The 20,758-nt window shown below is 28.5% G+C and carries 23 protein-coding genes and 1 riboswitch; of the genes, 22 read left to right on the forward strand and 1 reads right to left on the reverse strand.

The window, feature by feature from the left end:
* The coding region (locus GPX08_RS11700; RefSeq protein WP_156626467.1) for a hypothetical protein at nt 1-172 on the reverse strand (172 nt) is incomplete at its 3' end.
* Between the two features lie 24 nt (nt 173-196).
* On the opposite strand from GPX08_RS11700, the gene GPX08_RS11705 reads away from it, so the two are divergent.
* The 22 genes from GPX08_RS11705 to GPX08_RS11810 all read left to right on the forward strand — a co-directional run bounded on the left by GPX08_RS11705 (nt 197) and on the right by GPX08_RS11810 (nt 20,537).
* On the forward strand, nt 197-760 hold the full coding sequence (locus tag GPX08_RS11705) for a hypothetical protein (RefSeq protein ID WP_156626998.1): 564 nt from the start codon (nt 197-199) through the stop codon (nt 758-760).
* A 20-nt stretch (nt 761-780) separates the two neighbouring features.
* Nucleotides 781-1,854: a hypothetical protein gene (locus GPX08_RS11710; RefSeq protein WP_156626999.1), complete on the forward strand. Its 1,074-nt coding sequence runs from the start codon at nt 781-783 to the stop codon at nt 1,852-1,854.
* 84 nt (nt 1,855-1,938) lie between these two features.
* A complete protein-coding gene (locus tag GPX08_RS11715; protein WP_156627000.1) occupies nt 1,939-2,832 on the forward strand; it encodes a hypothetical protein in 894 nt (297 codons plus the stop codon).
* Nucleotides 2,833-3,290: 458 nt separating this feature from the next.
* Nucleotides 3,291-3,857, forward strand: a complete 567-nt coding sequence (locus GPX08_RS11720; RefSeq protein WP_156627001.1) for a DUF4256 family protein — start codon at nt 3,291-3,293, stop codon at nt 3,855-3,857.
* Nucleotides 3,858-4,250: 393 nt separating this feature from the next.
* Nucleotides 4,251-5,027, forward strand: coding sequence for a methyltransferase domain-containing protein (locus GPX08_RS11725; RefSeq protein ID WP_156627002.1), 777 nt, complete (start codon nt 4,251-4,253; stop codon nt 5,025-5,027).
* Between the two features lie 166 nt (nt 5,028-5,193).
* Nucleotides 5,194-5,868 carry a CPBP family intramembrane metalloprotease gene (locus GPX08_RS11730; RefSeq protein ID WP_156627003.1) on the forward strand — a complete coding sequence of 225 codons (675 nt, stop codon included), beginning with the start codon at nt 5,194-5,196 and terminating at the stop codon, nt 5,866-5,868.
* Nucleotides 5,869-6,722: 854 nt separating this feature from the next.
* Nucleotides 6,723-8,009, forward strand: coding sequence for an NCS2 family permease (locus GPX08_RS11735; protein ID WP_156627004.1), 1,287 nt, complete (start codon nt 6,723-6,725; stop codon nt 8,007-8,009).
* A 10-nt stretch (nt 8,010-8,019) separates the two neighbouring features.
* Nucleotides 8,020-9,804 carry an adenine deaminase gene (ade, locus tag GPX08_RS11740; protein WP_156627005.1) on the forward strand — a complete coding sequence of 595 codons (1,785 nt, stop codon included), beginning with the start codon at nt 8,020-8,022 and terminating at the stop codon, nt 9,802-9,804.
* Between the two features lie 185 nt (nt 9,805-9,989).
* A complete protein-coding gene (locus GPX08_RS11745) occupies nt 9,990-10,631 on the forward strand; it encodes a hypothetical protein (RefSeq protein WP_136006004.1) in 642 nt (213 codons plus the stop codon).
* Nucleotides 10,632-10,790: 159 nt separating this feature from the next.
* Nucleotides 10,791-11,057 (forward strand): DUF4190 domain-containing protein, encoded by a 267-nt coding sequence (locus GPX08_RS11750; protein ID WP_136006005.1) that lies wholly within the window; start codon nt 10,791-10,793, stop codon nt 11,055-11,057.
* Nucleotides 11,058-11,321: 264 nt separating this feature from the next.
* On the forward strand, nt 11,322-11,555 hold the full coding sequence (locus GPX08_RS11755) for a hypothetical protein (protein ID WP_136006007.1): 234 nt from the start codon (nt 11,322-11,324) through the stop codon (nt 11,553-11,555).
* 335 nt (nt 11,556-11,890) lie between these two features.
* Nucleotides 11,891-12,124, forward strand: coding sequence for a hypothetical protein (locus tag GPX08_RS11760; RefSeq protein WP_156627006.1), 234 nt, complete (start codon nt 11,891-11,893; stop codon nt 12,122-12,124).
* A 46-nt stretch (nt 12,125-12,170) separates the two neighbouring features.
* Nucleotides 12,171-13,577 carry a beta-glucosidase gene (locus GPX08_RS11765; RefSeq protein ID WP_156627007.1) on the forward strand — a complete coding sequence of 469 codons (1,407 nt, stop codon included), beginning with the start codon at nt 12,171-12,173 and terminating at the stop codon, nt 13,575-13,577.
* A gap of 154 nt (nt 13,578-13,731) precedes the next feature.
* Complete coding sequence (locus GPX08_RS11770; protein ID WP_156627008.1) at nt 13,732-14,460, forward strand: SIS domain-containing protein; 729 nt, start codon at nt 13,732-13,734, stop codon at nt 14,458-14,460.
* Between the two features lie 146 nt (nt 14,461-14,606).
* Nucleotides 14,607-15,083 (forward strand): IS200/IS605 family transposase, encoded by a 477-nt coding sequence (gene tnpA / locus GPX08_RS11775; protein WP_156627009.1) that lies wholly within the window; start codon nt 14,607-14,609, stop codon nt 15,081-15,083.
* 324 nt (nt 15,084-15,407) lie between these two features.
* On the forward strand, nt 15,408-16,850 hold the full coding sequence (locus GPX08_RS11780; RefSeq protein ID WP_156627010.1) for a family 1 glycosylhydrolase: 1,443 nt from the start codon (nt 15,408-15,410) through the stop codon (nt 16,848-16,850).
* Nucleotides 16,851-16,877: 27 nt separating this feature from the next.
* The gene (locus tag GPX08_RS11785; RefSeq protein ID WP_156627011.1) at nt 16,878-17,183 is read left to right on the forward strand and encodes a PTS sugar transporter subunit IIB; all 306 of its coding nucleotides are present in this window, start codon (nt 16,878-16,880) and stop codon (nt 17,181-17,183) included.
* Nucleotides 17,184-17,225: 42 nt separating this feature from the next.
* Nucleotides 17,226-18,563, forward strand: coding sequence for a PTS sugar transporter subunit IIC (locus tag GPX08_RS11790; protein WP_156627012.1), 1,338 nt, complete (start codon nt 17,226-17,228; stop codon nt 18,561-18,563).
* Nucleotides 18,564-18,587: 24 nt separating this feature from the next.
* Nucleotides 18,588-18,902 (forward strand): PTS lactose/cellobiose transporter subunit IIA, encoded by a 315-nt coding sequence (locus GPX08_RS11795; RefSeq protein WP_156627013.1) that lies wholly within the window; start codon nt 18,588-18,590, stop codon nt 18,900-18,902.
* A gap of 367 nt (nt 18,903-19,269) precedes the next feature.
* Nucleotides 19,270-19,821 carry a phosphatase PAP2 family protein gene (locus GPX08_RS11800; RefSeq protein WP_156627014.1) on the forward strand — a complete coding sequence of 184 codons (552 nt, stop codon included), beginning with the start codon at nt 19,270-19,272 and terminating at the stop codon, nt 19,819-19,821.
* A 91-nt stretch (nt 19,822-19,912) separates the two neighbouring features.
* A complete protein-coding gene (locus tag GPX08_RS11805) occupies nt 19,913-20,098 on the forward strand; it encodes a hypothetical protein (protein WP_156627015.1) in 186 nt (61 codons plus the stop codon).
* A 151-nt stretch (nt 20,099-20,249) separates the two neighbouring features.
* Nucleotides 20,250-20,537, forward strand: a complete 288-nt coding sequence (locus GPX08_RS11810; RefSeq protein ID WP_156627016.1) for a DUF503 family protein — start codon at nt 20,250-20,252, stop codon at nt 20,535-20,537.
* Between the two features lie 72 nt (nt 20,538-20,609).
* A riboswitch (SAM riboswitch) is annotated at nt 20,610-20,754 on the forward strand.
* The last annotated feature ends 4 nt before the right edge of the window (nt 20,755-20,758 follow it).

Genomic DNA, 20,758 nt, shown 5'->3' on the forward strand with positions numbered 1-20,758 from the left:
GATACTTTTGTTTAGCCTGCTTATTAAAACCAAACTTATATAGTTTATCAGAATGACAGCGTGGGCATTTTATATTAGTCTTGTTCATTGTTCTTCTCTCCTTTTCTAAGGGGGTATTATTTAGTTTCGCAAACCTATTGTATTTCCTTTGGTTGAGAAGAGCAATGTTCATATAACTTAACAGATCGAATTACTGATGTGGGAGGAAAATATGGGTAAGGAATGTCATTATAAAAAGGGTAAAAAAAGAGATATAACTTTAGTATTTTCATGTCCAGGACGTATAGAAGAGAGGAAGGGTGAACCAGCAGCAGGTCAAACAGGTTCTAAATTAGAAAAGTTGTTGGATATTCTTAATAAAAGTATTAGTTATTCCTTTGTAAGGGATGATGTAAGTATTACTAATTCAACAAAAAAGGTTGAGTATTATGCTAAAACAAAAAGAAGCGAAGCATCAAAAGAAGAAATAATAAAGAAAAGCAATATACAAAGATTATATAATGAGGTTAAGGGAACTGAAAATTTGATTATTTGCTTTGGTAATAATGCTAAAATTGCAATCGAAGAAATGTTAAAACAATATGGAACAGAATTTAAAGAAGTAAAGGTAGTTAATGTAATTCATCTTTCAATGAAATCTTTAAATTTTACAATAAAAATAGATAAAAACAACAAGAAGATAATAAAGGGGAGGAAGGGAAATACAATTAAAAGATTAGAAGTAATTGCTAAAGATATTGAGTATCAGTTTAAAAAATAAGTTTTATAGTGGGGGATAAAATGGAAGTTTTATCAGAATTGTATAAAAATATAACTGTTAAAAAAGCAGTATATTTTATTAAAGCAAATAGAGTAATGGATTTTGATGTAATTAGCTTAATAAAAATGGTAGAAGATGAGTATAGCAGTTTGTTGATTGAAGCCATAAATGAAATAAAGTTAGTAGTAAGTAAAACTAATTTAGATGAGGTTGTGGAGTATGTATACTTGAATTCAATGTACCATTATCATTTATATAAAGAAGGAATTGCAGATATAAATGTAGTTTTATTAAGCTTAATGACTAATTTTTTTAATTACAAAGATATTTGGGAGATACCTTTAGAAGAAATACCATTAGATGGTAAAGATAAATATAAACTTACAAATATTACAAATAACAACTCTTTAAACTATGAAGGCGTATTTTTCTTAAATAAATTTTACTATTACAATCCTATATTTATAGATAAAGTGACTGGGAAAGACCTATCAGTTCTGTTGGATCAATTAAATTTATTAAGCAAAAAAGGGAACAGCATATCTCTAAGATTAGATGAAACTTTAAGTGTAAGAAAAGAAAAATACAAGGAAAAGGTAATTGTGCACTCTGAGTTATATCAGGGGGAAATTATAAACTTAGATAAAATAGAATTTCCATTTTATAGAGGGAAAAATGAAACATTATGTGTTTATAACCCTAATACAATGAAAAAGATACAATTTAAGATTTCACATAGGAAAGATAGTGAAAAATGGATTGAAATAGAAGAGATATTAGGTTTAGTGGATGGAATGAAAAATAGAAGTGTAGTCACTAAGTATTTGCATTCAATATTTAATGAGGAAGGAAATAACTTCACTCATATAGATGGGTCGTTAAATTTTTATGATAGAGATAATTATAGAGTAAGGCAATCACAAAATATAAATGCACATTCAGATTTGCATGAAAAGTTATGGTTAATAGAAGGATCAATTACAATTAAAGAGTGGGGAAAGCTTATTTTAGGTTTTTTTAGAGATGATGAATTAATTTTTGATGCATTTGAAGGTAATCTAGTAGAAGAGGTGTTTGAAGATATTTTGTTGTAAAAGGTTATAGGTATAAGATTATATAGAATCTTTTTTATGAATAATAAAGGTTAATATTAGTGTATCAAGAGGGGGAAGAATAAAATGAGTAATAGAAAAAAGATTATAATTGGAATAGCTATAATAATAGTTACTGTTGTTATTATTATTCCGTTAGTGATTGATTACTTAGTTATAGGTAATAATATTCCAAGTAATATATCAAATAGTGAGTGGGTTGGATTTTTAGGTAGTTATGTAGGAGCAATAGTAGGTTCTTTAGCTACGCTAATAGGAATCTTTATAACCATAAATTTTACAAAAAAGCAAGCCGAATTAGATAGAGAGAACTCAAGAGAAATTTTAAATCAAGACATTAAGTTTGCAAGAGAGCAAGCACAGGAAGATAGAAGGTTATCAGTTATGCCATATTTACAACTATCACTAAATAAAAATAAAATAGCTGAAGAGCATGATATGAATATACTTTATGTGATTGATGAGGATTATAATAAATATTCGTTAGCAACGTTGACAATAAAAAACATTGGAGTTGGCTCAGTATTTAACTTTAGTATCAAGAATATATGTTTTAATGATATTAAAATAGGGTATTCATTAGAAGGGAATGAAGATGCTATTTTACAAGTGGATAAACACTGGAATCTTTTAATAGATTTAAGGTTTAAATTGGAAGAATTGAGCTTAGATTTATTTGACAAGCTGCCAAATGGGAGTAGTAGTATAACGAACTATAGTATTCCAAGTAGATATAGTAATAAAGGTGGAAGATTAAAGTTTACGATTGAGTATAGTGATATATTACAAAATAAATATTATAAAGAGGTAGAAATAGTCTTAGGAATAGGAATTACTTATCATGAAGAAGAAAATTGGGCAAGATATACTGAACCGGAAATAAGGATGAATAGCTCTAAAGTAAATAAGGTGTATAGGTTGGAAGTTGATATTGACAATCACACTACATCTTTAATATAAATTGTTCACAGACATACCACTGAACATCTTGAAGGTGTAGTAAAACTAATAAAAAATTGTAGTCTCCCATCTAATTTTAACTATTCCTACTAAACAATGATCATTCCGAAGAAAGTTTAACCGGAGCATCTTTGATGCAGAGTAAAGGTTGATTGATTAATAGGAAAAAATAAATAAAAGAGAATATGGCTAAAGTAAGATAAATAGAGGAGTCAAGCGAGATAATTGCTTGACTCTTTTTTGATTTCTAGTACTTAATTCAGTAGCGTTTATTATTATATTAGTCATACTTACTTAGGATTCCTATTAAAGATTGACTTAATAAATGGTGTTTGATACAATTATTTACAAATATTTTGAAAATCAATATCAAGTGAAATTTTTTATGAATCAATGTGATTGAGCTTACGAATATATTTGAAAAGAGTCTTAGATATATTATAAGAGGAGGTTTTAATATGGAAAAGGAAAAAAGAGAACTGTCACCTGAGCAATGTGAAGAGCTAATAGGAGTATTGAAAGAACGTTTTGAAAAAAACATAAATCGCCATAAGGGAATTGAATGGGATAAGGTAGAAGAAAAGTTAGAAGATAATACTAAAAAACTATGGTCCCTTTATGAAATGGAGAGAACTGGTGGTGAACCAGATATCATTGGTTATGATGAAGAAACAGGAGAATATGTTTTTTATGACTGTTCAGCAGAGAGTCCTAAAGGGAGAAGAAGTATCTGTTATGATCGTAAAGCGCTAGAGTCAAGAAATCAAAATAAGCCACAAAATAATGTTATTGATATGGCTTTAGATATGGGGATTGAGGTTTTAACAGAAGAGCAATATAGAGAGTTACAGAAGCTTGGGAGTTTTGACCTTAAAACCTCTAGTTGGGTAAAAACACCTGTTAATATTAGAAAACAAGGTGGCGCTATTTTTTGTGATCGTCGTTACGATACTGTCTTTATGTATCACAATGGAGCAGAATCATACTATTCTGCAAGGGGATTTCGTGGTTCATTAAGGGTATAAATTCTACAATTTGTTAATAAGCATTTTTTAGCAAATATATTAGATAACATAAGAAAAAGGAGTTAAGCAAATTGATTGTTGCTAACTCCTTTTTATTATAAACTCTAATTCTGAAATCTAGGAATTGTTCTAAAACTATAAATTAAATAAAAGCTAGACTTATGGATAGTTTATCTATAGAGATTTGTATAAACTAAATGCTCAAATATCTATTAATAGTTGCTAGTAATCAGATGATTCACATTAATATATTATAATATCCTATGTTAGACTAGGGATTTAAAAGAGTTTATAGTTAGAGTATAATTTTAATAGGAAAATATGAGTATTAGTGAAAAAGGTTTATATATTTTGTAAGACAAGAATAAATATATTAAGTGGAGAGAAGAAGAAATGACAGTGGAATTAGAAAAGCATTATAATAAATTTTGTGAAGATAAAAGATTAACGAGAAGACATGGACAAGTTGAATATATAACTTCGATGAAATATATTCATGAATATTTAAATGAGAATAAAAATTTTAAAATATTAGATATTGGAGCAGGAACAGGAAGATATTCAGTAGCATTAGCTAATGAAGGATATGATGTTACAGCAATTGAACTTGTGAAACATAATTTAGGTGTTTTAAAATCTAAAGGAAGCACAGTAAAAGCATTTCAAGGGACTGCTTTAAACTTAGCTAGATTTGAAGATAATACCTTTGATATGACATTAGTTTTTGGACCAATGTATCATTTATATACATTTGAAGATAAAGTAAGAGCATTAGAAGAAGCAAAAAGAGTAACTAAAGTAGGGGGGAAAATATTAGTTGCTTATTGTATGAATGAATATAGCGTAATAACATATGGATTCAAAGAAAATAATATAAAAAAGTGCATTGAAAGTGGAAAACTTGATGCAAGTTATCATGTTATATCGGAGCCTGAAGATTTATATGATTATGTAAGAGTTGAAGATATTAATAAAATAAATGAAGCAGTAGGAGTAAAAAGAATAAAAATAATTTCAGCAGATGGTCCTGCTAATTATATGAGACCTATTTTAAATTCTATGGATGAAGAAACATTTAAAACTTTTATTGACTATCATCTGTCTACATGTGAAAGACAAGATATATTAGGGGCAGGAGCTCATACTTTAGATATTTTAATAAAAGAATAGTTAATGACCTTACTAATATGAGTAGTTGTTAGGAGAAGTGGTGTTTTTTATTTTTAATACAGCAAGATTTTATTTCTATCTTACTCTAAAAAAACTATTTATACTTTATCAAATAATAAGTTATATATTACATTTAATAATAAGGGAAAAAGGGCGGAGGGATTATATGTTAAAGAAAAAGAAAACTATTATTTTAATTGTATTATTAGGCTGCGTAATAATGGGATTTATAGATGCTGTAATAAGACCTCAATATCTTATAAAGTCTTTTGTGAAAATTATTCTTTTTTCTTTAATGCCGATTTTATATTCTAGATATAATAGAGACTTAAACCTAAATTCTCTATTTAAAGTTAAGAGTAAGAAGGAAATTGTTATTGCTATAATTTCTGGAACTGCTGTGTTTTCATTTATTTTAGGGGCATATCTAATTTTAGGAGGATTTTTTGATTTTTCTAATGTAGTTTCGTCATTATCAGACAATGTTGGTGTTGATATTGATAATTTTATATTTGTTGCAATATATATTTCTTTTATTAATTCTTTGTTGGAAGAGTTTTTCTTTAGAGGATTTGCATTTTTAAAACTTAAGGAATTAGCAAGTAGGAAATTTGCATATATTTTTAGTTCTTTAGCTTTTGCTTTATACCATGTGGCTATGATGATCGGATGGTTTGATATTAGTTTATTTATTTTAACATTATCAGGATTATTTATTGGAGGAATTATATTTAATTACTTTAATGAAAAATATAAAAATATTTACGTTAGCTGGTTAATTCATATGTTTGCCAATTTTGCTATTAATATAGTTGGATTTATGCTTTTTAGTATGGTATAGAAGGTGTTAGGGAACTAAAAGTCCCCTTAATCACCTACCCAAAAGTCAGTGTTATTATATAGATCTTTGATATTATCATAGCTATATAGATATTTATATTCTTCAATAAACCATTTTACTATTTCTTCTTCATTAAAGATATTATCCTCTATATAAGCGCAAAAGCTACATTTTCCACAGATGCAAGGAAAGGATTTTAATAATACAATTTTCCTAATATTTTTGTTAGTTATTTTATTATATTATATCTATCTATTTATACACCTATTTTATCTTTCATATTCATTGGTAAAGATTTTATCAATGTTAATACTATAAAAATAGTAATGAGCTTATCTAATAAGTCAAATAATATTTATTGTTAAGTATTAAATCTGTTGAAAAGGGAACTTTACTTTTATCAAAGATATTCTCCATTATAATTAATTTCAATATTACTAAAATTAATTTCTTTTTAAAACTCCTTCAGGAGTTTTTTTATTAATTTTTCATTGTGCGAAAGCACCTTTATAAAAATCTAGTTTCTATTTACTCTAATAGTGTATAATAAAAGCTTTTATTATAGCAACTTTCTTATTTCTAATATTTTCTTCATAAGGTAATGGTACATTATGTGATAATTCTTTAAATGTATAATATTAAATTAATAAATATAGATTTACTTGATACAAAGAATCGAATAAATGACTATATATTTATAAGAATATAAGGTATTTTTTTATTTTTATAGTAAGAAAGTTAAATTATTTTATAGAAATATTAAAAAATATGTTGACTATTACGAATAATAATTATAATATGTAAAATATAGTTCGCATTTTGTATAAAACAAACGAAAAATGGGGGATAAACTAATGATGGAAAAAATATTTAAATTTAAAGAGCGTAATACTAACGTAAAAACTGAAATAACGGCTGGTATTACTACATTTATGACAATGGCATATATTTTAGTACTACAACCTATGTTTATGGGAGCAGCTGGAATGGATACAGGAGCAGTAACAGTTGTAACTGCTATATTAGCTGCAGCGTTTAGTATTTTTATGGGAGTATATACAAATTTACCATTTGCTTTAGCACCAGCTATGGGAAGTAATGCATTCTTTGCTTATACTTTAGTTGCGGGTGGAATAGTAAACTGGGAAACTGGATTAGGTATGGTATTTATATCTGGAGTAGTATTTATACTTTTAACTGTATTTGGTCTTAGAGAAGTTATAGTAAATTTAATACCAAAGAATATAAAATATGCAATAGGTGTTGCAGTAGGATTTTACATAGTACTATTAGGTTTCAAAAATGGAGGCTTAATGAGCTTAGAAGGTGGAAGTATTGCTATGGGAGATGTTAAGTCACCAGGAGTTTTACTTACAATAATAGGTTTAGTTATCGTTGTACTTTTACAAGCAAGAAAAGTTAAAGGTGGCGTATTAATTGCAATAATTTTAACAACGTTAATCGGTATTCCAATGGGAATTACTAATGTTCCTGAAAGCTTAATTACAATGCCACCATCAATAGCGCCAATAGCATTCAAGCTTGATATAATGGCAGCATTAAAGTGGAGCTTTTTCCCACTAATGTTTACATTCTTTGTTGGAGATTTCTTCTCAACTTTAGGAACGTTATTAGGGGTTTCTGCTAAGGCAGATTTATTAGATGAAGATGGAAACTTACCAAATATAAATAAGCCTTTCTTAGTAGATGCTATTGCAACGGTAGTTGGAGCTTTATTTGGATCTACAGTAGTTACAACTTATATTGAATCAGCAGCTGGAGTTGAAGAAGGTGGTAGAACTGGATTTACTGCTGTAGTAGCAGGAATATGTTTCGCGCTTACTATATTTATTACTCCAATTGCAGGAATGATACCTAGTGAAGCAACAGCACCAGCATTAATACTAATTGGATTATTAATGATTACTGGAGTTAAGAATATAGAGTTTGATGATTTTACAGAAGCTTTTCCAGCTTTTGCAACTATTACTTTCACAGCCTTTACTTCAAGTATTTCAAATGGTATAAGCATAGGAATTATTTCTTATATGGTTACTAAAGTAATGGCAGGAAGATTTAAAGATTTAAATTGGGGAATATACATATTATCTATTCCGTTAATAGCATATTTCTTAGTATAGGAGAAATAAAATGAAGATTTTATCTAAGGATAAAAGAGGATTAATAGAAGCATCTATAGGAAAGAGACCGTGTGATTTACTTATTAAAAATGCTAACATAGTTAATGTTTTTACTGGTGAAATATATAATGGTAATATTGGAATATATAATGGGTTTATAGCTTATATAAGTGCAGAGATTGAAAATTGTAACATTGAGGAGATAGAAGCTAAAAATTATTATGATGCTAAAGGTAAGCATGTAATACCAGGACTTATAGATAGTCATATACATATTGAAAGTACTCTTATGACTCCAAGAAACTTTGCAAAGGAAGTAATACCATATGGAACAACAACTGTGGTAACAGATCCTCATGAAATTGCAAATGTTCATGGAATAAGAGGAGTTAAGTACATGCACGATAGTAGTGAAGATCTTCCGATGAGACAATATGTACTAGCACCTTCTTGTGTACCAGCTGTTTTAGGCTTTGAAAATGCAGGAGCTGAGTTTTTCGCAGAAGAAATTGAAGAAATGCTAGACTTAGATAGAGTTCTTGGCTTAGGAGAAGTTATGGACTTTATAGGAGTTGTTGAAAATAGTGATAGAATGGTTAGCATATTAGAAAAAGCTGAAAAGAGAGGATCCTTTATTCAAGGACATGCACCTTTCTTAAGTGGAAGAATGCTATCAGCTTATTTATGTGGAGGGGCTACCACTTGTCATGAAAGTAGAACACCTAAGGAAGCAAGAGATAAGCTTAGAAATGGTATGTATGTAGATGCAAGAGAAAGTTCAATATCTAAGGATGTCACTGAAATAGTAAAGGGTGTAAAAGACTTTAGATATTTAGAGAATTTAACTTTATGTACTGATGATAGAGAAGCAGATGAAATACTTAAGAGTGGGCATATGAATGATGTAGTTAGGACTGCAATAAAAGCTGGACTTCATCCAATTGATGCAATAAAAGCTGCAACTTTAAATTCAGCAAGAGAAATAGGAGTAACTAATTTAGGAGCTATAGCACCAGGCTATGTAGCAGACTTAGTAGTTTTAGAGGACTTAGAAGACGTGAAGGTTAAATCTGTAATCTTCGAAGGTGAGTTAGTTGCTGAAAATGGTACTTTATTAAAGTCTATAGAAGATAAGAAGTATGATATAGAATTAGAAAATTCAGTTCATGTTGATAATCTATCTTTAGAAGATTTTAAATTAAAGGCACCAATAGAAAATGGGAAAATAAAAGTAAATGTTATTAGATATGAAAGTCAAAGATCTTCATCCACTAAAATAGTTGAAGAAGTTGTAGATGTTAAAGATGGGTATGTATCATTAGAAGATAATGATGATTTAAGATTTGTTATAGTTATTAATAGGCATGGAAAGTTAGACACAAAGGCAATAGGATTAGTAAGAGGTTTTGGTATAGATAAAGGTGCTTTAGGAAGTACAATTTCTCATGATAGCCATAACTTAACTATAGTATATAAGGATATAAATGAAGCCTTTAAGGTAGCAGAAGACTTAATATCTATAGGTGGAGGAATAAGCTGTGCTATAGATGGAGAGATAAAAGAGCATATTCAATTAGAAGTTGCAGGACTTATGACAACTAAAGATGCTTCAGAAATAGCTGTAGTTGCAGAAAAAATGAAGGAGATTCTTAGAGGAATGGGGTTAAATGAAATAAAAAATCCTCTATTAAGAATAGTTACTTTAGCACTTCCTGTAATACCTGAAGGTAAGATGTCAGACCTTGGATTAATAAATGTAAATAAAAAAGAAATAGTAAATATTTTTAAAAATTAAAGAAATGAGCTGTCGGAAAAGTCAGCTCAACTAAAGATAATTTTATTTTAAAAACTCCTTTAGGAGTTTTTTTCATTAATTTTTCATTTTGAATTCTACATTCTAATTTTTGAGAAGAAACATTTTTGTTTTATATTTTATAATGATAAAATTATATAGATTTAACTAATGAAAATTTTAAGTAGGTGAGAATTTTGATTAATATATTAAAAAAATCTATAAGGCTAATAATAGGCTTTATTTTATGTGCAAGTTCTACAGTATTTATGTTAAATTCAAATCTTGGACTATCACCCTGGGATGTTTTTCACCAAGGAATATCAAATGTAACAGGGTTGACGATTGGACAAGCTAATATACTTTCTAGTGTGGTAGTAATAATAATTGGTATAGTACTTAGTCAAAGGATAGGTATAGGGACATTATTTAATATTATAATGGTTGGAAAGTTTGTAGATATAATTAATGAAAGCAATATAATACCTGTAGCAAACAATTTCTTTGTAGGAATTGTTATGATGATTATTGGTATGTTTGTGATGGGATATGGATGTTACTTATATATAGGTTGTGAGTTAGGCTGTGGTCCTAGAGATGGGGTAATGGTAGGCTTAAGTAGCAAATTAAATAAGCCCATTAAATTAATTAGGGGCAGTATAGAAATATTAGTTTTAATAATAGGCTTTATTTTAGGTGGAAAAGTTGGAATAGGAACTTTAATAAGTGCTATTTCTATTGGGTATTGTATTCAGATAGTATTTAAGTTGAAGAACTTTGATGCAGTAAATGTAAGACATAAATCGATTATGGAATCTACAAAATTATAACTTACAAGAAGTTGAAGTATGTAATAATTTGTCATACGATTTTTGTTAATTAATTTCCTGGAAAATTATACAATTAATATATATTTGTTTTTCCCTTTAAGAATATAAAAGAGGAAAAATACATATAAATTAATTATTTAATAAAAGGGGGATCATATTATGCAAGAATATGATAAGCAATTAACTACGGTAAATAATAGTACCAATGGGATGGCGATAGCTGGATTTGTGTTAGGTCTTATTTCATTAATTATCAATTTGTTTTGGATACCTTCAATATTAGGAATAGTTTTCTCAGCTGTTGGACTAGCTCAAATATCAAAAAGTAATCAAAAAGGAAAGGTATTTGCAATTGTTGGATTAGTAGCAAGTATTGTAAGCATAATATTTGCAATATTAGCTTTGGTGGCTTTATTTAGTCTGTAAAAAAGAATACTATATAAGAAGAAAGCTATTAGAGACTGTTTGTTAACAGTCTCTTTATTAATTTATTTGACTATAATTCAATAAAGAATCATATAATAAATATTGAGATTATTTTCAATGAAAACAAAATATTTCTTTAAAAGTTAAAAATTATATATTTTACATATAGTATATTTTTTTATGAAATTATTGCTATAATAGGAAGAGGATATATTACAAAAATGGCCTTTAAAAATATAAATATGCAATTAATTAGGAGGTAATATAATGAAGGTTGAAATAAACGGAGCTCAAATGAAAATTTTAAGAGAATATTTTGATAATTACGAGGATGATAAGGTAAAATTAACTGTTTTAGATGACAAAAATAGAATTAAAACAGTTTATTCAGCTGAAACAGAACTAGATGCTAATGCATTAGAAGCACATTTAAAGAGTGGATTTAAAGCTCATTCTAAGATAGCAGCAACTTTATACTATACAATAAAAGTAATCTAACATAAAACTTGGGTGCATTTTTGTAAACTTTAATAAAATACTAGTCTTGTAACATAATAAGAATATAAACATAAATGGCTTTAATCTTAATAAGATTAAGGTCATATTTTTTTATTTAAAATGGGTTAATTCTCAATTAAGATTAACTATCTATAGATTTACATATTTTTATCTATGAAATTAACAAAATAAAGATAACAATATGTTACATAAATAAAACAAATTATAAAAAATAAGATTTGTTTTATTGAGTTATAAAAAGAAGTCTTTAAAATGAAATTATTGTAAAATTAAGTTAAAGCTAATTTTCAATAATTGATTAGGAGGAATATGGTATGTATAAAGTAGAGATAAATGGAGTTCAAATGAAATTCATAAGAGGATTTTTTGATAACTATGAAGATGATAAGGTTAAATTAACAGTTCTAGATGATAAAAATAGAATTAAAATAATTTACTCAGCTGAAACAGAACTGTCAGCTGCAGATTTAGAAAGACATTTAAAATCAGAATTTAAGAGTAAATCAGCTTATGGTACGAGCCTTTACTATACAATAAATGTAAAATAATAGATTGATTTGAATTAAATTTATTTTTATAATGGAGGATTAATTAATGAAGTTTGTAAAAGATTTTTTGTTTGGTGCAGCATCTGCTTCATATCAAGTAGAAGGTGCATGGAATGAAGATGGAAAGGGACTATCTAATTGGGATGTATTTTCTAAGATACCTGGAAAAACCTTTGAAGGTACAAATGGGGATGTAGCAGTAGATCATTATCATAGATATAAGGAAGATATAAAATTAATGGCAGAAATGGGATTAGAATCTTATAGGTTTTCTATTTCATGGCCGAGAATTATTCCAGATGGTGTTGGAGAAGTAAACCCTAAGGGAATAGAATTTTATAATAATATAATTAATGAGTGTTTAAAATATGGGATAGTTCCATTTGTAACATTATATCACTGGGATTTACCTCAAGTTTTAGAGGAAAATGGGGGGTGGATTAATAAGGAAACAGTGGATGCGTTTGCAAAGTATTCAGAGGTATGCTATATGGCTTTCGGAGATAGGGTTAAACACTGGATTACTTTTAATGAAACCGTTGTATTCTGTGGATTAGGATATTTAGCAGGAGCTCATCCACCAGCAATAGTTGGTGATATAAATAAATATTTTCAAGCAACTCATAATGTATTTTTAGCTCATGCAAAAGCTATTGAAGTTTATAAATCGTTAAAGCAATATGGGGAAATTGGAATTACCCATGTATTCTCTCCAGTATTTAGTATAGATGAAAAAGAAGATAATATTTTAGCAGCTAAACATGCTAATGAACTTGAATTAAACTGGTTTTATGATCCGATATTAAAAGGAGAATATCCTAAATATGTTGTTGATAATCTTACAAAGAATGGCATAAATATAGATTGGTCAGATGAAGAACTAGAAATAATAAAAAATGCTGCGGATAAAAATGATTTTATAGGATTAAATTATTATCAACCACAAAGAGTTATGAAAAATTATATTTATGAAGAAGTTGAAAGAAGTAGAGAGGATTCTACAGGGGCTCCTGGAAATCCATCCTTTGATGGGTATTATAGAACTGTTAAGATGAAAAACAAAATTTACACTAAATGGGGGTGGGAAATATCACCTGAAGCATTTTTAGAGGGTCTAAGAATGTTAAAGGATAGATACGGAGATATAAAAATATATATAACAGAAAATGGATTAGGTGATGAAGATCCAATTATAGAAGGCGAGATAATGGATATCCCTAGAATAAAGTTTATAGAAACGCATTTAAAAGTAGTTAAAAATGCAATTAAAGAAGGAATTAATATAAAAGGCTATTATGCATGGTCTGTAATAGATTTATTAAGTTGGCTCAATGGATATAAGAAGCAATATGGATTTATATATGTTGACCATAAGGACAATTTAAAAAGAAAGAAAAAAGCTTCGTTTTATTGGTATAAGAATATTATAAAAACAAGAGGAGAATACATTTAAATTTATATAAGATCAAATCGGCTGAAGTCTTGACATAATAGACTTCAGCTTTTTAAATTAGTATTTTTTGTAAATGTATATAAGGAATAATTATAGAAATAAAATTGAATATTTAAATATAAAGGTTCATAATTATATAAAAAGGGGTGTAGATATGTTTAGTTATAATAGGATACAAAGTCTTAATGAACTCGAACTATCCTTATATAATTACATTATGAAAAATAGTGAAAAAGTTATTTATATGAGGATAAGAGAAGTAGCCAATGAGGCTCATGTTTCAACTACTACTATATTAAGGTTTTGTAAAAAATTAGATTGTGAAGGATTTTCAGAATTTAAGATTAAATTTAAAATGTACTTAGAACAATCCAGAGGAAATAGTTTAATAGATAATACTTCGATGATAATAGATTTCTTAAAAAAGGCTCAAGGGAAGGAATATATAGAAAAAATTGATTTGGTATGTAATGAAATAAACAAGGCTAGCACTATTATATTTGTAGGAATAGGATTTTCTGGAATACTATCTAAATATGCAGCCAGATACATTGCTGCTGTTGGGAGAAATGCTATTTATATAGATGATCCATTTTATCCATTAAATTCTAAATATAGTGATAATTATGTTGCAATAGCATTTTCAGTTTCTGGAGAAACGCCAACAGTTATAGAGAATATAAATTCCCTTAAGGAAAAGGGATGCAAGGTAGTAAGTATTACAAATAATGAAGATTCTACATTAGCAAAAATATCAGACATTAATATTGGATATTATGTACAGCAAGAAAAAACAGAGAGCAATGATATTACAACACAAATACCGGCATTATATATTATAGAAACCATAGGTAGAAAATTATATAAAAATTATAAAGGATAGAGTAATCTATCCTTTTTTTATTGTATTGAAAACCACTGGCTATGCCAGTGGATAAAATGGCTTAAGCTCTGAACAGAAAAAACTCCTATGATATAATTGCAACGACTGACAATCGTAAAACAAATTAATCATAGGAGGTGTGTCGTATGGGTAACGACATAGAAAGCTTATCACATACAAAATGGAGGTGTCAATATCATATAGTATTTGCACCGAAATATAGAAGACAAATAATATATGGAAAATATAAGGCTGAAATTGGAAAGATATTAAGAACCATTTGTATAAGACATGGAGTAGAAATAATCGAAGCGAATGCTTGCTCAGATTATATACATATGTTGGTTACAATTCCGCCTAAAATGAGTGTATCAAAATTCATGGGAATCTTAAAAGGAAAAAGTAGTTTAATGATTTTTGATAGATTTGCAAATTTAAAATATAAGTATGGAAATAGACATTTTTGGTGCAGAGGATATTACGTAGATACAGTAGGAAGAAATAAGACTGCAATTGCAAAGTATATTCAGAATCAAATTCAAGAAGACCAAATAGCAGAACAAATTAGTATGAAGGAATATATTGACCCGTTCACGGGATCGCCGGTAAAAAGTAGCAAATAGGAAAACCACCCGACGAGGGTGGTAGCTGAAACTGTTTTGCGATTGGCAGTTATTCAGAGCACGAGTAGTGCCGCCAGCATCATGCCCTTATAGGGCTTAATCAAGCCACCAGCTAAACTGGTGGTACATGACTAAAATACCTTGTTACTATATAAAAGGAAAATATATTGATAAACAATATAAAACTGTAGGTAAATGGAACAAATTGTTATTTAAATGGAACAAATTATATATTTCCAAAATCTGTTTTTAAAGACTTGAAAATGATTACAAAGGGTGATTTATAAGATATAATTTTATCATAAAGAAGTATTGGAGGAGGGAATGGTGATTTTCAATGAACTTGATAAATTTAAAGAAAGTTTCTTATGGGGAAGTGCCTCTGCAGCATATCAAGTGGAAGGGGGCTACAATATAGATGGCAAAGGCTTGAGTATCTGGGATAAATTCTCGGAAATTCCTGGGACAACTTATAAAAATACCAATGGAAAAATTGCAGTAGACCATTATAAGCAATTTAAAAAAGACGTGAGCTTAATGAAAGAAATGGGACTTAAAGCTTATAGATTTTCTATAGCATGGAGTAGAATTTATCCAAACGGTAGAGGAGAGATAAATGAAAAAGGATTAGAGTTTTATGATGATTTAATAGATGAACTTATTGACAATAATATAAAACCTATCATTACAATATACCATTGGGATTTACCACAATATCTTCAAGATCTTTATGGTGGTTGGGAATCAAGAGAAATAGTAGATGATTTTAATAATTATTGTATAACATTATATAAAAGATATGGAGAAAAAGTTAAGTATTGGGTTACTTTAAACGAACAAAATATATTTATGCTTTTAGGATATAAAATAGGAATTCATCCACCAAGAGTAAAGGATGAAAAAAGAATGCTTAAAGCAAATCACATTGCAAGTCTAGCTAATGCAAAAGCTATTATATCCTTTAGAGAATATGTTACTAATGGAATGATCGGTCCAAGCTTTGCTTTTACTCCCAATTATGCATATACATGCAAACCAGAAGATGTGCTTGCTAGGGAAAATGCAGAAGATATGAATTGTCATTGGTGGCTTGATATATATTGTTTTGGAAACTATCCTGCCTTTGCATTTAATTTCTATGAGAAACAAGGAATAGCTCCTGAAATAGAAGATGGAGACTTAGAACTTTTAGAAAAAGGTAAGCCTGACTTTATAGGAATAAATTATTATAGAAGTGAAACTATAGAAGAGAATGATATAAATGGAATTAGCAACTTTCATGAGATTAATACATCAGGCAAAAAAGGTACATCTAAAGACTATGGAATTCCAGGAAGTTTTAAAACCATTAAAAATCCATATTTAGAAAGAACAAATTGGGATTGGGAAATAGACCCAACAGGTTTAAGGGTTGGAATTAGAAGAATAAACAGCAGGTATAGGCTTCCTATATTGGTGACTGAAAATGGATTAGGGGAGTTTGATAAGTTGGAGGCGGGAGATGAGATAAATGATGATTATAGAATTGATTTTATAAGGAATCATATCTTAGCATGTAGACAAGCTATAACTGATGGAGTAGAGCTACTAGGTTATTGCACATGGTCTTTTACAGATCTTCTTAGCTGGCTTAATGGGTATCAAAAAAGATATGGTTTTGTATATGTAAATAGAGATGAAAATAATGAAAAAGATTTAAGACGTATAAAAAAGAAAAGTTTTTATTGGTACAAAAATGTTATTAAAACTAATGGCGAAGAGCTTTAGTTATTTATAAGTTTAGGAGGAGTTGTTATGAAAAAAATATTATTGGTTTGTGCAGCAGGTATGTCAACTAGTCTTTTAGTAAATAAGATGAATGCTGCAGCAAAAGAAAAAGGGATAGAAATTCATATTGAGGCTTTACCAGTTTCAGAATGTTCAAGTGTTATTGACGATGTGGATATAGTGTTACTTGGACCACAAGTAAGGTTTCAAAAACCACAGGTAGATGCTTTAGTAAAGGGTAGAGTACCTGTACAGGTTATAGATATGAGGTTATATGGAACTATGAATGGAAAAGTAATTTTAGAGGGTGTATTAAAAACTCTTGGAATTTAACAAGAGGTTTAATAAATAAAAAATATAAAAGGAGGAAAAACAATGAGTATTATGACCAAATTAGAAAGTAGCATGGAAAGAATTCTTGTTCCGATTGCTACAAAACTAAATGCTCAAAGACATATTTGTGCAATTAGGGACGCATTCATTTTAACATTCCCATTAACAATGGCTGGTTCATTGATGGTATTATTAAACAATGTTTTACTTGATCCTAATGGATTTATAGCAGATCTTATTAACTTAGGGGATTTGATTCCTAATTTAGCAGAATATCAAGCGATATTCGCGCCGGTTTTAAATGGTTCTTTAAATATTTTAGCAATTTTTATAGCATTTTTAATAGCAAGAAATCTTGCAAGATCATTAGGTGCTGATGATTTATTAACAGGACTTACATCAGTATCAGTATTCTTTATAATGTATCCAGCAGCAATAGATGGAAACGTTACAATGACATATATGGGACCTCAAGGTTTATTCGTTGCTTTAATCATTGGCTTATTAGTTGGTGAAGTTTTATCAAGGCTTTCTAAGACACCTAAACTTGAAATAAAAATGCCTGATCAAGTTCCTCCAGCAGTTGCTAGAACATTTAAGATTTTATTACCAATAATAATAGTAACAGTTGGTTTCTCAATTCTTAACTTCTTATTACTAAAAGTTACAGATGGTGGTGGAATTCACACTATAGTTTATAATGTATTACAAAAACCATTAACTAAGCTTGGAGATAGCATCATATCAGTAGCAATTATGGCATTAGTATCAAACTTATTATGGATAATGGGTATTCATGGACCAAATACTATTGCAGCAGTAAGAGATACAATGTTTGCTGAAGCAAATGCTGCTAATCTAGCATATGCACAAGCTAATGGAACTGCATGGGGAGCTCCATTCCCAACAACTTGGCAATTAGTAGATGCATTTAGTAACTATGGCGGATCAGGAACTACACTTGGGCTAATTATAGCTATACTTATTTTTTCAAAAATGAAAGATCAAAAGGATATAGCTAAGTTATCTATAGGACCTGGATTATTTAACATTAATGAATCTGTAATATTTGGGTTACCTATAGTATTAAATCCAATTTTTATAATTCCATTCCTATTAGTACCAATTATTAATTTATTAATAGGTTATGGGGCAATGTTTATAAAGATTATTCCACCTATAGCATATTCGGTTCCGTGGACAACCCCTGGGCCACTTATACCATTCATAGGAACTGGTGGAGAAATAATGGGTCTTGTAGTTGGTATTGTATGTCTAGCAGTTAGTGTATTAGTTTATGCTCCATTCGTTATAGCATCTAATAAGGCCACTAAGAAGATGCAAGATGAAGGATTAAATACTGACACAGAAAGTATGTAAAATCTATAGTTAGGAGAATAAAAAATGGATGAACTAGAATTAGTTGCTTTTGAAATAATAAGCAATGTTGGAATGGCTAAATCTTTGGCTATGGAAGCAATAAGGGAATCTAGAAATGGTAATTTTGAAGTGGCTGAAAAAAAAGTAGAAGAGGCTAAAGGATTTTTGCTGGAGGGACATCATGCCCATTCTGGTTTAATTCAAAATGAAGCCAATGGTAAAAAACTAGAGTTTTCTTTGATAATAATGCATGCAGAAGATCAACTTATGAGTGCAGAAACTATTAAAGACTTAGCTATAGAGTTAATTGAAATGAATAAAGAAATTAAAAATAAATAAAGAAATTAAAAACAAATAATGTGTATTTAAAATACCCATAGAGGCTATTGTGAGATTTTTATTCTCATAATAGCCTCATTAACTTTTATTAAATAAGGGGTTATCGTATTATCAGCTAAAATTAAAAATTGAAAATGAAGAATGATTGAGGTAATTCTTACAGAATTACTAAAATTAATTGCTTTTTAAAACTCCTACAGGCGCTTTTTCATTAATTTTTCATTGCGGGATAGCACCATATTAGTGCAGATGGAACCGTAATTAGGTAACTTGTCTAAATAATATAAAGGAGATATAATTGTAAAATGAATATAATTAGTATGAAAGAAATATAATTAGTATCAAATAGGGAGTTAAAGAGGGAATTATGATAAATTTAATAGGTAATATAGATATAAATATTTTAAATTTTATTAGAGAAAACTTTTCAAATCCATTTATGGATAAATTAATGGTGGGTATAACTACTTTAGGAGATAGTGGATTTATATGGATAGTAATTGGTATTTTATTTTTATTAAATAATAAATATAGAAAGATTGGAATTGTATTACTTGTTGGACTTTTATTAACTACGATTTTAGGGGAAGGAATAATAAAAAATATAGTACAAAGACCAAGAGCTTTTATTACATATCCAGATATTAATATAATAATTAATCCACCAACATCTTATTCATTTCCTTCTGGACATACAGCATCCTCATTTGTTTCAGCTTTTATAATAGCTTATTATAATAAGAAGTTTGGGATAGTTGCTTTTATATTAGCTACATTAATAGGATTTTCAAGATTATATTTATTTGTACATTATCCATCAGATATTTTAGTTGGGATTTTACTAGGATGCATAGTTGCTATAATAACTATAAGTTTAATGAAAAATATTAAATTTACAAAAAAAGAAAAACTAATGTAAATTATAATATAAGCAACTTTCAGCTCTTTGCTAGTATAATTAATTATTTTTGGTAAAAAATAATTATAGTTAGTATGGAGGTGAAAAAGTTATGGAAGAAATGGAAAAGAAGATGAAAAGGCTTTATAAGCATGTTAAATCTGGTAGACTTACACAAGAAATAGCTGAAGAAATGTCAGATTTAATAGATAAGGTTGAAGAGGCTGGAGAAGACTTTAAAGAAAAGTTTTCATCAATGATAAGTGATATGAAAAAAGCTATGAAAAAAATGAAATAATAAAGATAATATTTATTATTAATTCAAAGTTATAAATATGGAGTTGTCGAAAAGGCAGCTCCATAAAATTTAAGAAAAGTAATTTGGAACAAATTACAACCTTAATTGTTAATTGCTAATTGTTAATTATTTATTGTAATGGTGGTGTTTTATGAGAGTTTTAGTTATGAGTGTAAATCTAAGAGCTACTTGGGTTCACTCTTTAAAAGAAAAGAGAATGGTAGTGAGAAGCATAAGTCAGAGACTAAAAAATAAATTTAATATTTCTGTAAATGAAGTAGGGAGTCAGGATTTACATCAAAGTATTAATATAGGAATATCTAGCATATGTGCAACTAGTGCTCAAGTAGATTCTACAGCAGAAAATATAATAAATTTTATTGAGGCAAATACAGATGCTGAGCTAACAAATATAGAAAAAGAAGTCATAGTATTTTAAAAATTTTAAAAATAGGTATTGACAATATTAACTAATAAATGTATATTATTATCAACAACAAAATAAAAAGATTTCTTATCAAGAGTGGTGGAGGGACTGGCCCTATGAAACCCAGCAACCTATAATAGGTTTATTAAGTATAAGTGTATATTTCTTATGCAATAATACCGTTATGTTTGGTGCTAAATCCTGCAGCTTTTAAGCTGGTAGATGAGAGAATA

It is taken from the genome of Clostridium tertium (assembly GCF_902652255.1).
Lineage (GTDB): Bacteria > Bacillota > Clostridia > Clostridiales > Clostridiaceae > Clostridium > Clostridium tertium_A.

Excerpts from the sequence above, each read along its gene's own strand:
- GPX08_RS11705 (WP_156626998.1), top strand. The coding sequence starts at position 197 with ATGTGGGAGGAAAATATGGGTAAGGAATGTCATTATAAAAAGGGTAAA.
- GPX08_RS11710 (WP_156626999.1), top strand. The coding sequence starts at position 781 with ATGGAAGTTTTATCAGAATTGTATAAAAATATAACTGTTAAAAAAGCA.
- GPX08_RS11715 (WP_156627000.1), top strand. The coding sequence starts at position 1,939 with ATGAGTAATAGAAAAAAGATTATAATTGGAATAGCTATAATAATAGTT.
- GPX08_RS11720 (WP_156627001.1), top strand. The coding sequence starts at position 3,291 with ATGGAAAAGGAAAAAAGAGAACTGTCACCTGAGCAATGTGAAGAGCTA.
- GPX08_RS11725 (WP_156627002.1), top strand. The coding sequence starts at position 4,251 with ATGACAGTGGAATTAGAAAAGCATTATAATAAATTTTGTGAAGATAAA.
- GPX08_RS11730 (WP_156627003.1), top strand. The coding sequence starts at position 5,194 with ATGTTAAAGAAAAAGAAAACTATTATTTTAATTGTATTATTAGGCTGC.
- GPX08_RS11735 (WP_156627004.1), top strand. The coding sequence starts at position 6,723 with ATGATGGAAAAAATATTTAAATTTAAAGAGCGTAATACTAACGTAAAA.
- ade (WP_156627005.1), top strand. The coding sequence starts at position 8,020 with ATGAAGATTTTATCTAAGGATAAAAGAGGATTAATAGAAGCATCTATA.
- GPX08_RS11750 (WP_136006005.1), top strand. The coding sequence starts at position 10,791 with ATGCAAGAATATGATAAGCAATTAACTACGGTAAATAATAGTACCAAT.
- GPX08_RS11760 (WP_156627006.1), top strand. The coding sequence starts at position 11,891 with ATGTATAAAGTAGAGATAAATGGAGTTCAAATGAAATTCATAAGAGGA.
- GPX08_RS11765 (WP_156627007.1), top strand. The coding sequence starts at position 12,171 with ATGAAGTTTGTAAAAGATTTTTTGTTTGGTGCAGCATCTGCTTCATAT.
- GPX08_RS11770 (WP_156627008.1), top strand. The coding sequence starts at position 13,732 with ATGTTTAGTTATAATAGGATACAAAGTCTTAATGAACTCGAACTATCC.
- tnpA (WP_156627009.1), top strand. The coding sequence starts at position 14,607 with ATGGGTAACGACATAGAAAGCTTATCACATACAAAATGGAGGTGTCAA.
- GPX08_RS11780 (WP_156627010.1), top strand. The coding sequence starts at position 15,408 with ATGGTGATTTTCAATGAACTTGATAAATTTAAAGAAAGTTTCTTATGG.
- GPX08_RS11785 (WP_156627011.1), top strand. The coding sequence starts at position 16,878 with ATGAAAAAAATATTATTGGTTTGTGCAGCAGGTATGTCAACTAGTCTT.
- GPX08_RS11790 (WP_156627012.1), top strand. The coding sequence starts at position 17,226 with ATGAGTATTATGACCAAATTAGAAAGTAGCATGGAAAGAATTCTTGTT.
- GPX08_RS11795 (WP_156627013.1), top strand. The coding sequence starts at position 18,588 with ATGGATGAACTAGAATTAGTTGCTTTTGAAATAATAAGCAATGTTGGA.
- GPX08_RS11800 (WP_156627014.1), top strand. The coding sequence starts at position 19,270 with ATGATAAATTTAATAGGTAATATAGATATAAATATTTTAAATTTTATT.
- GPX08_RS11805 (WP_156627015.1), top strand. The coding sequence starts at position 19,913 with ATGGAAGAAATGGAAAAGAAGATGAAAAGGCTTTATAAGCATGTTAAA.
- GPX08_RS11810 (WP_156627016.1), top strand. The coding sequence starts at position 20,250 with ATGAGAGTTTTAGTTATGAGTGTAAATCTAAGAGCTACTTGGGTTCAC.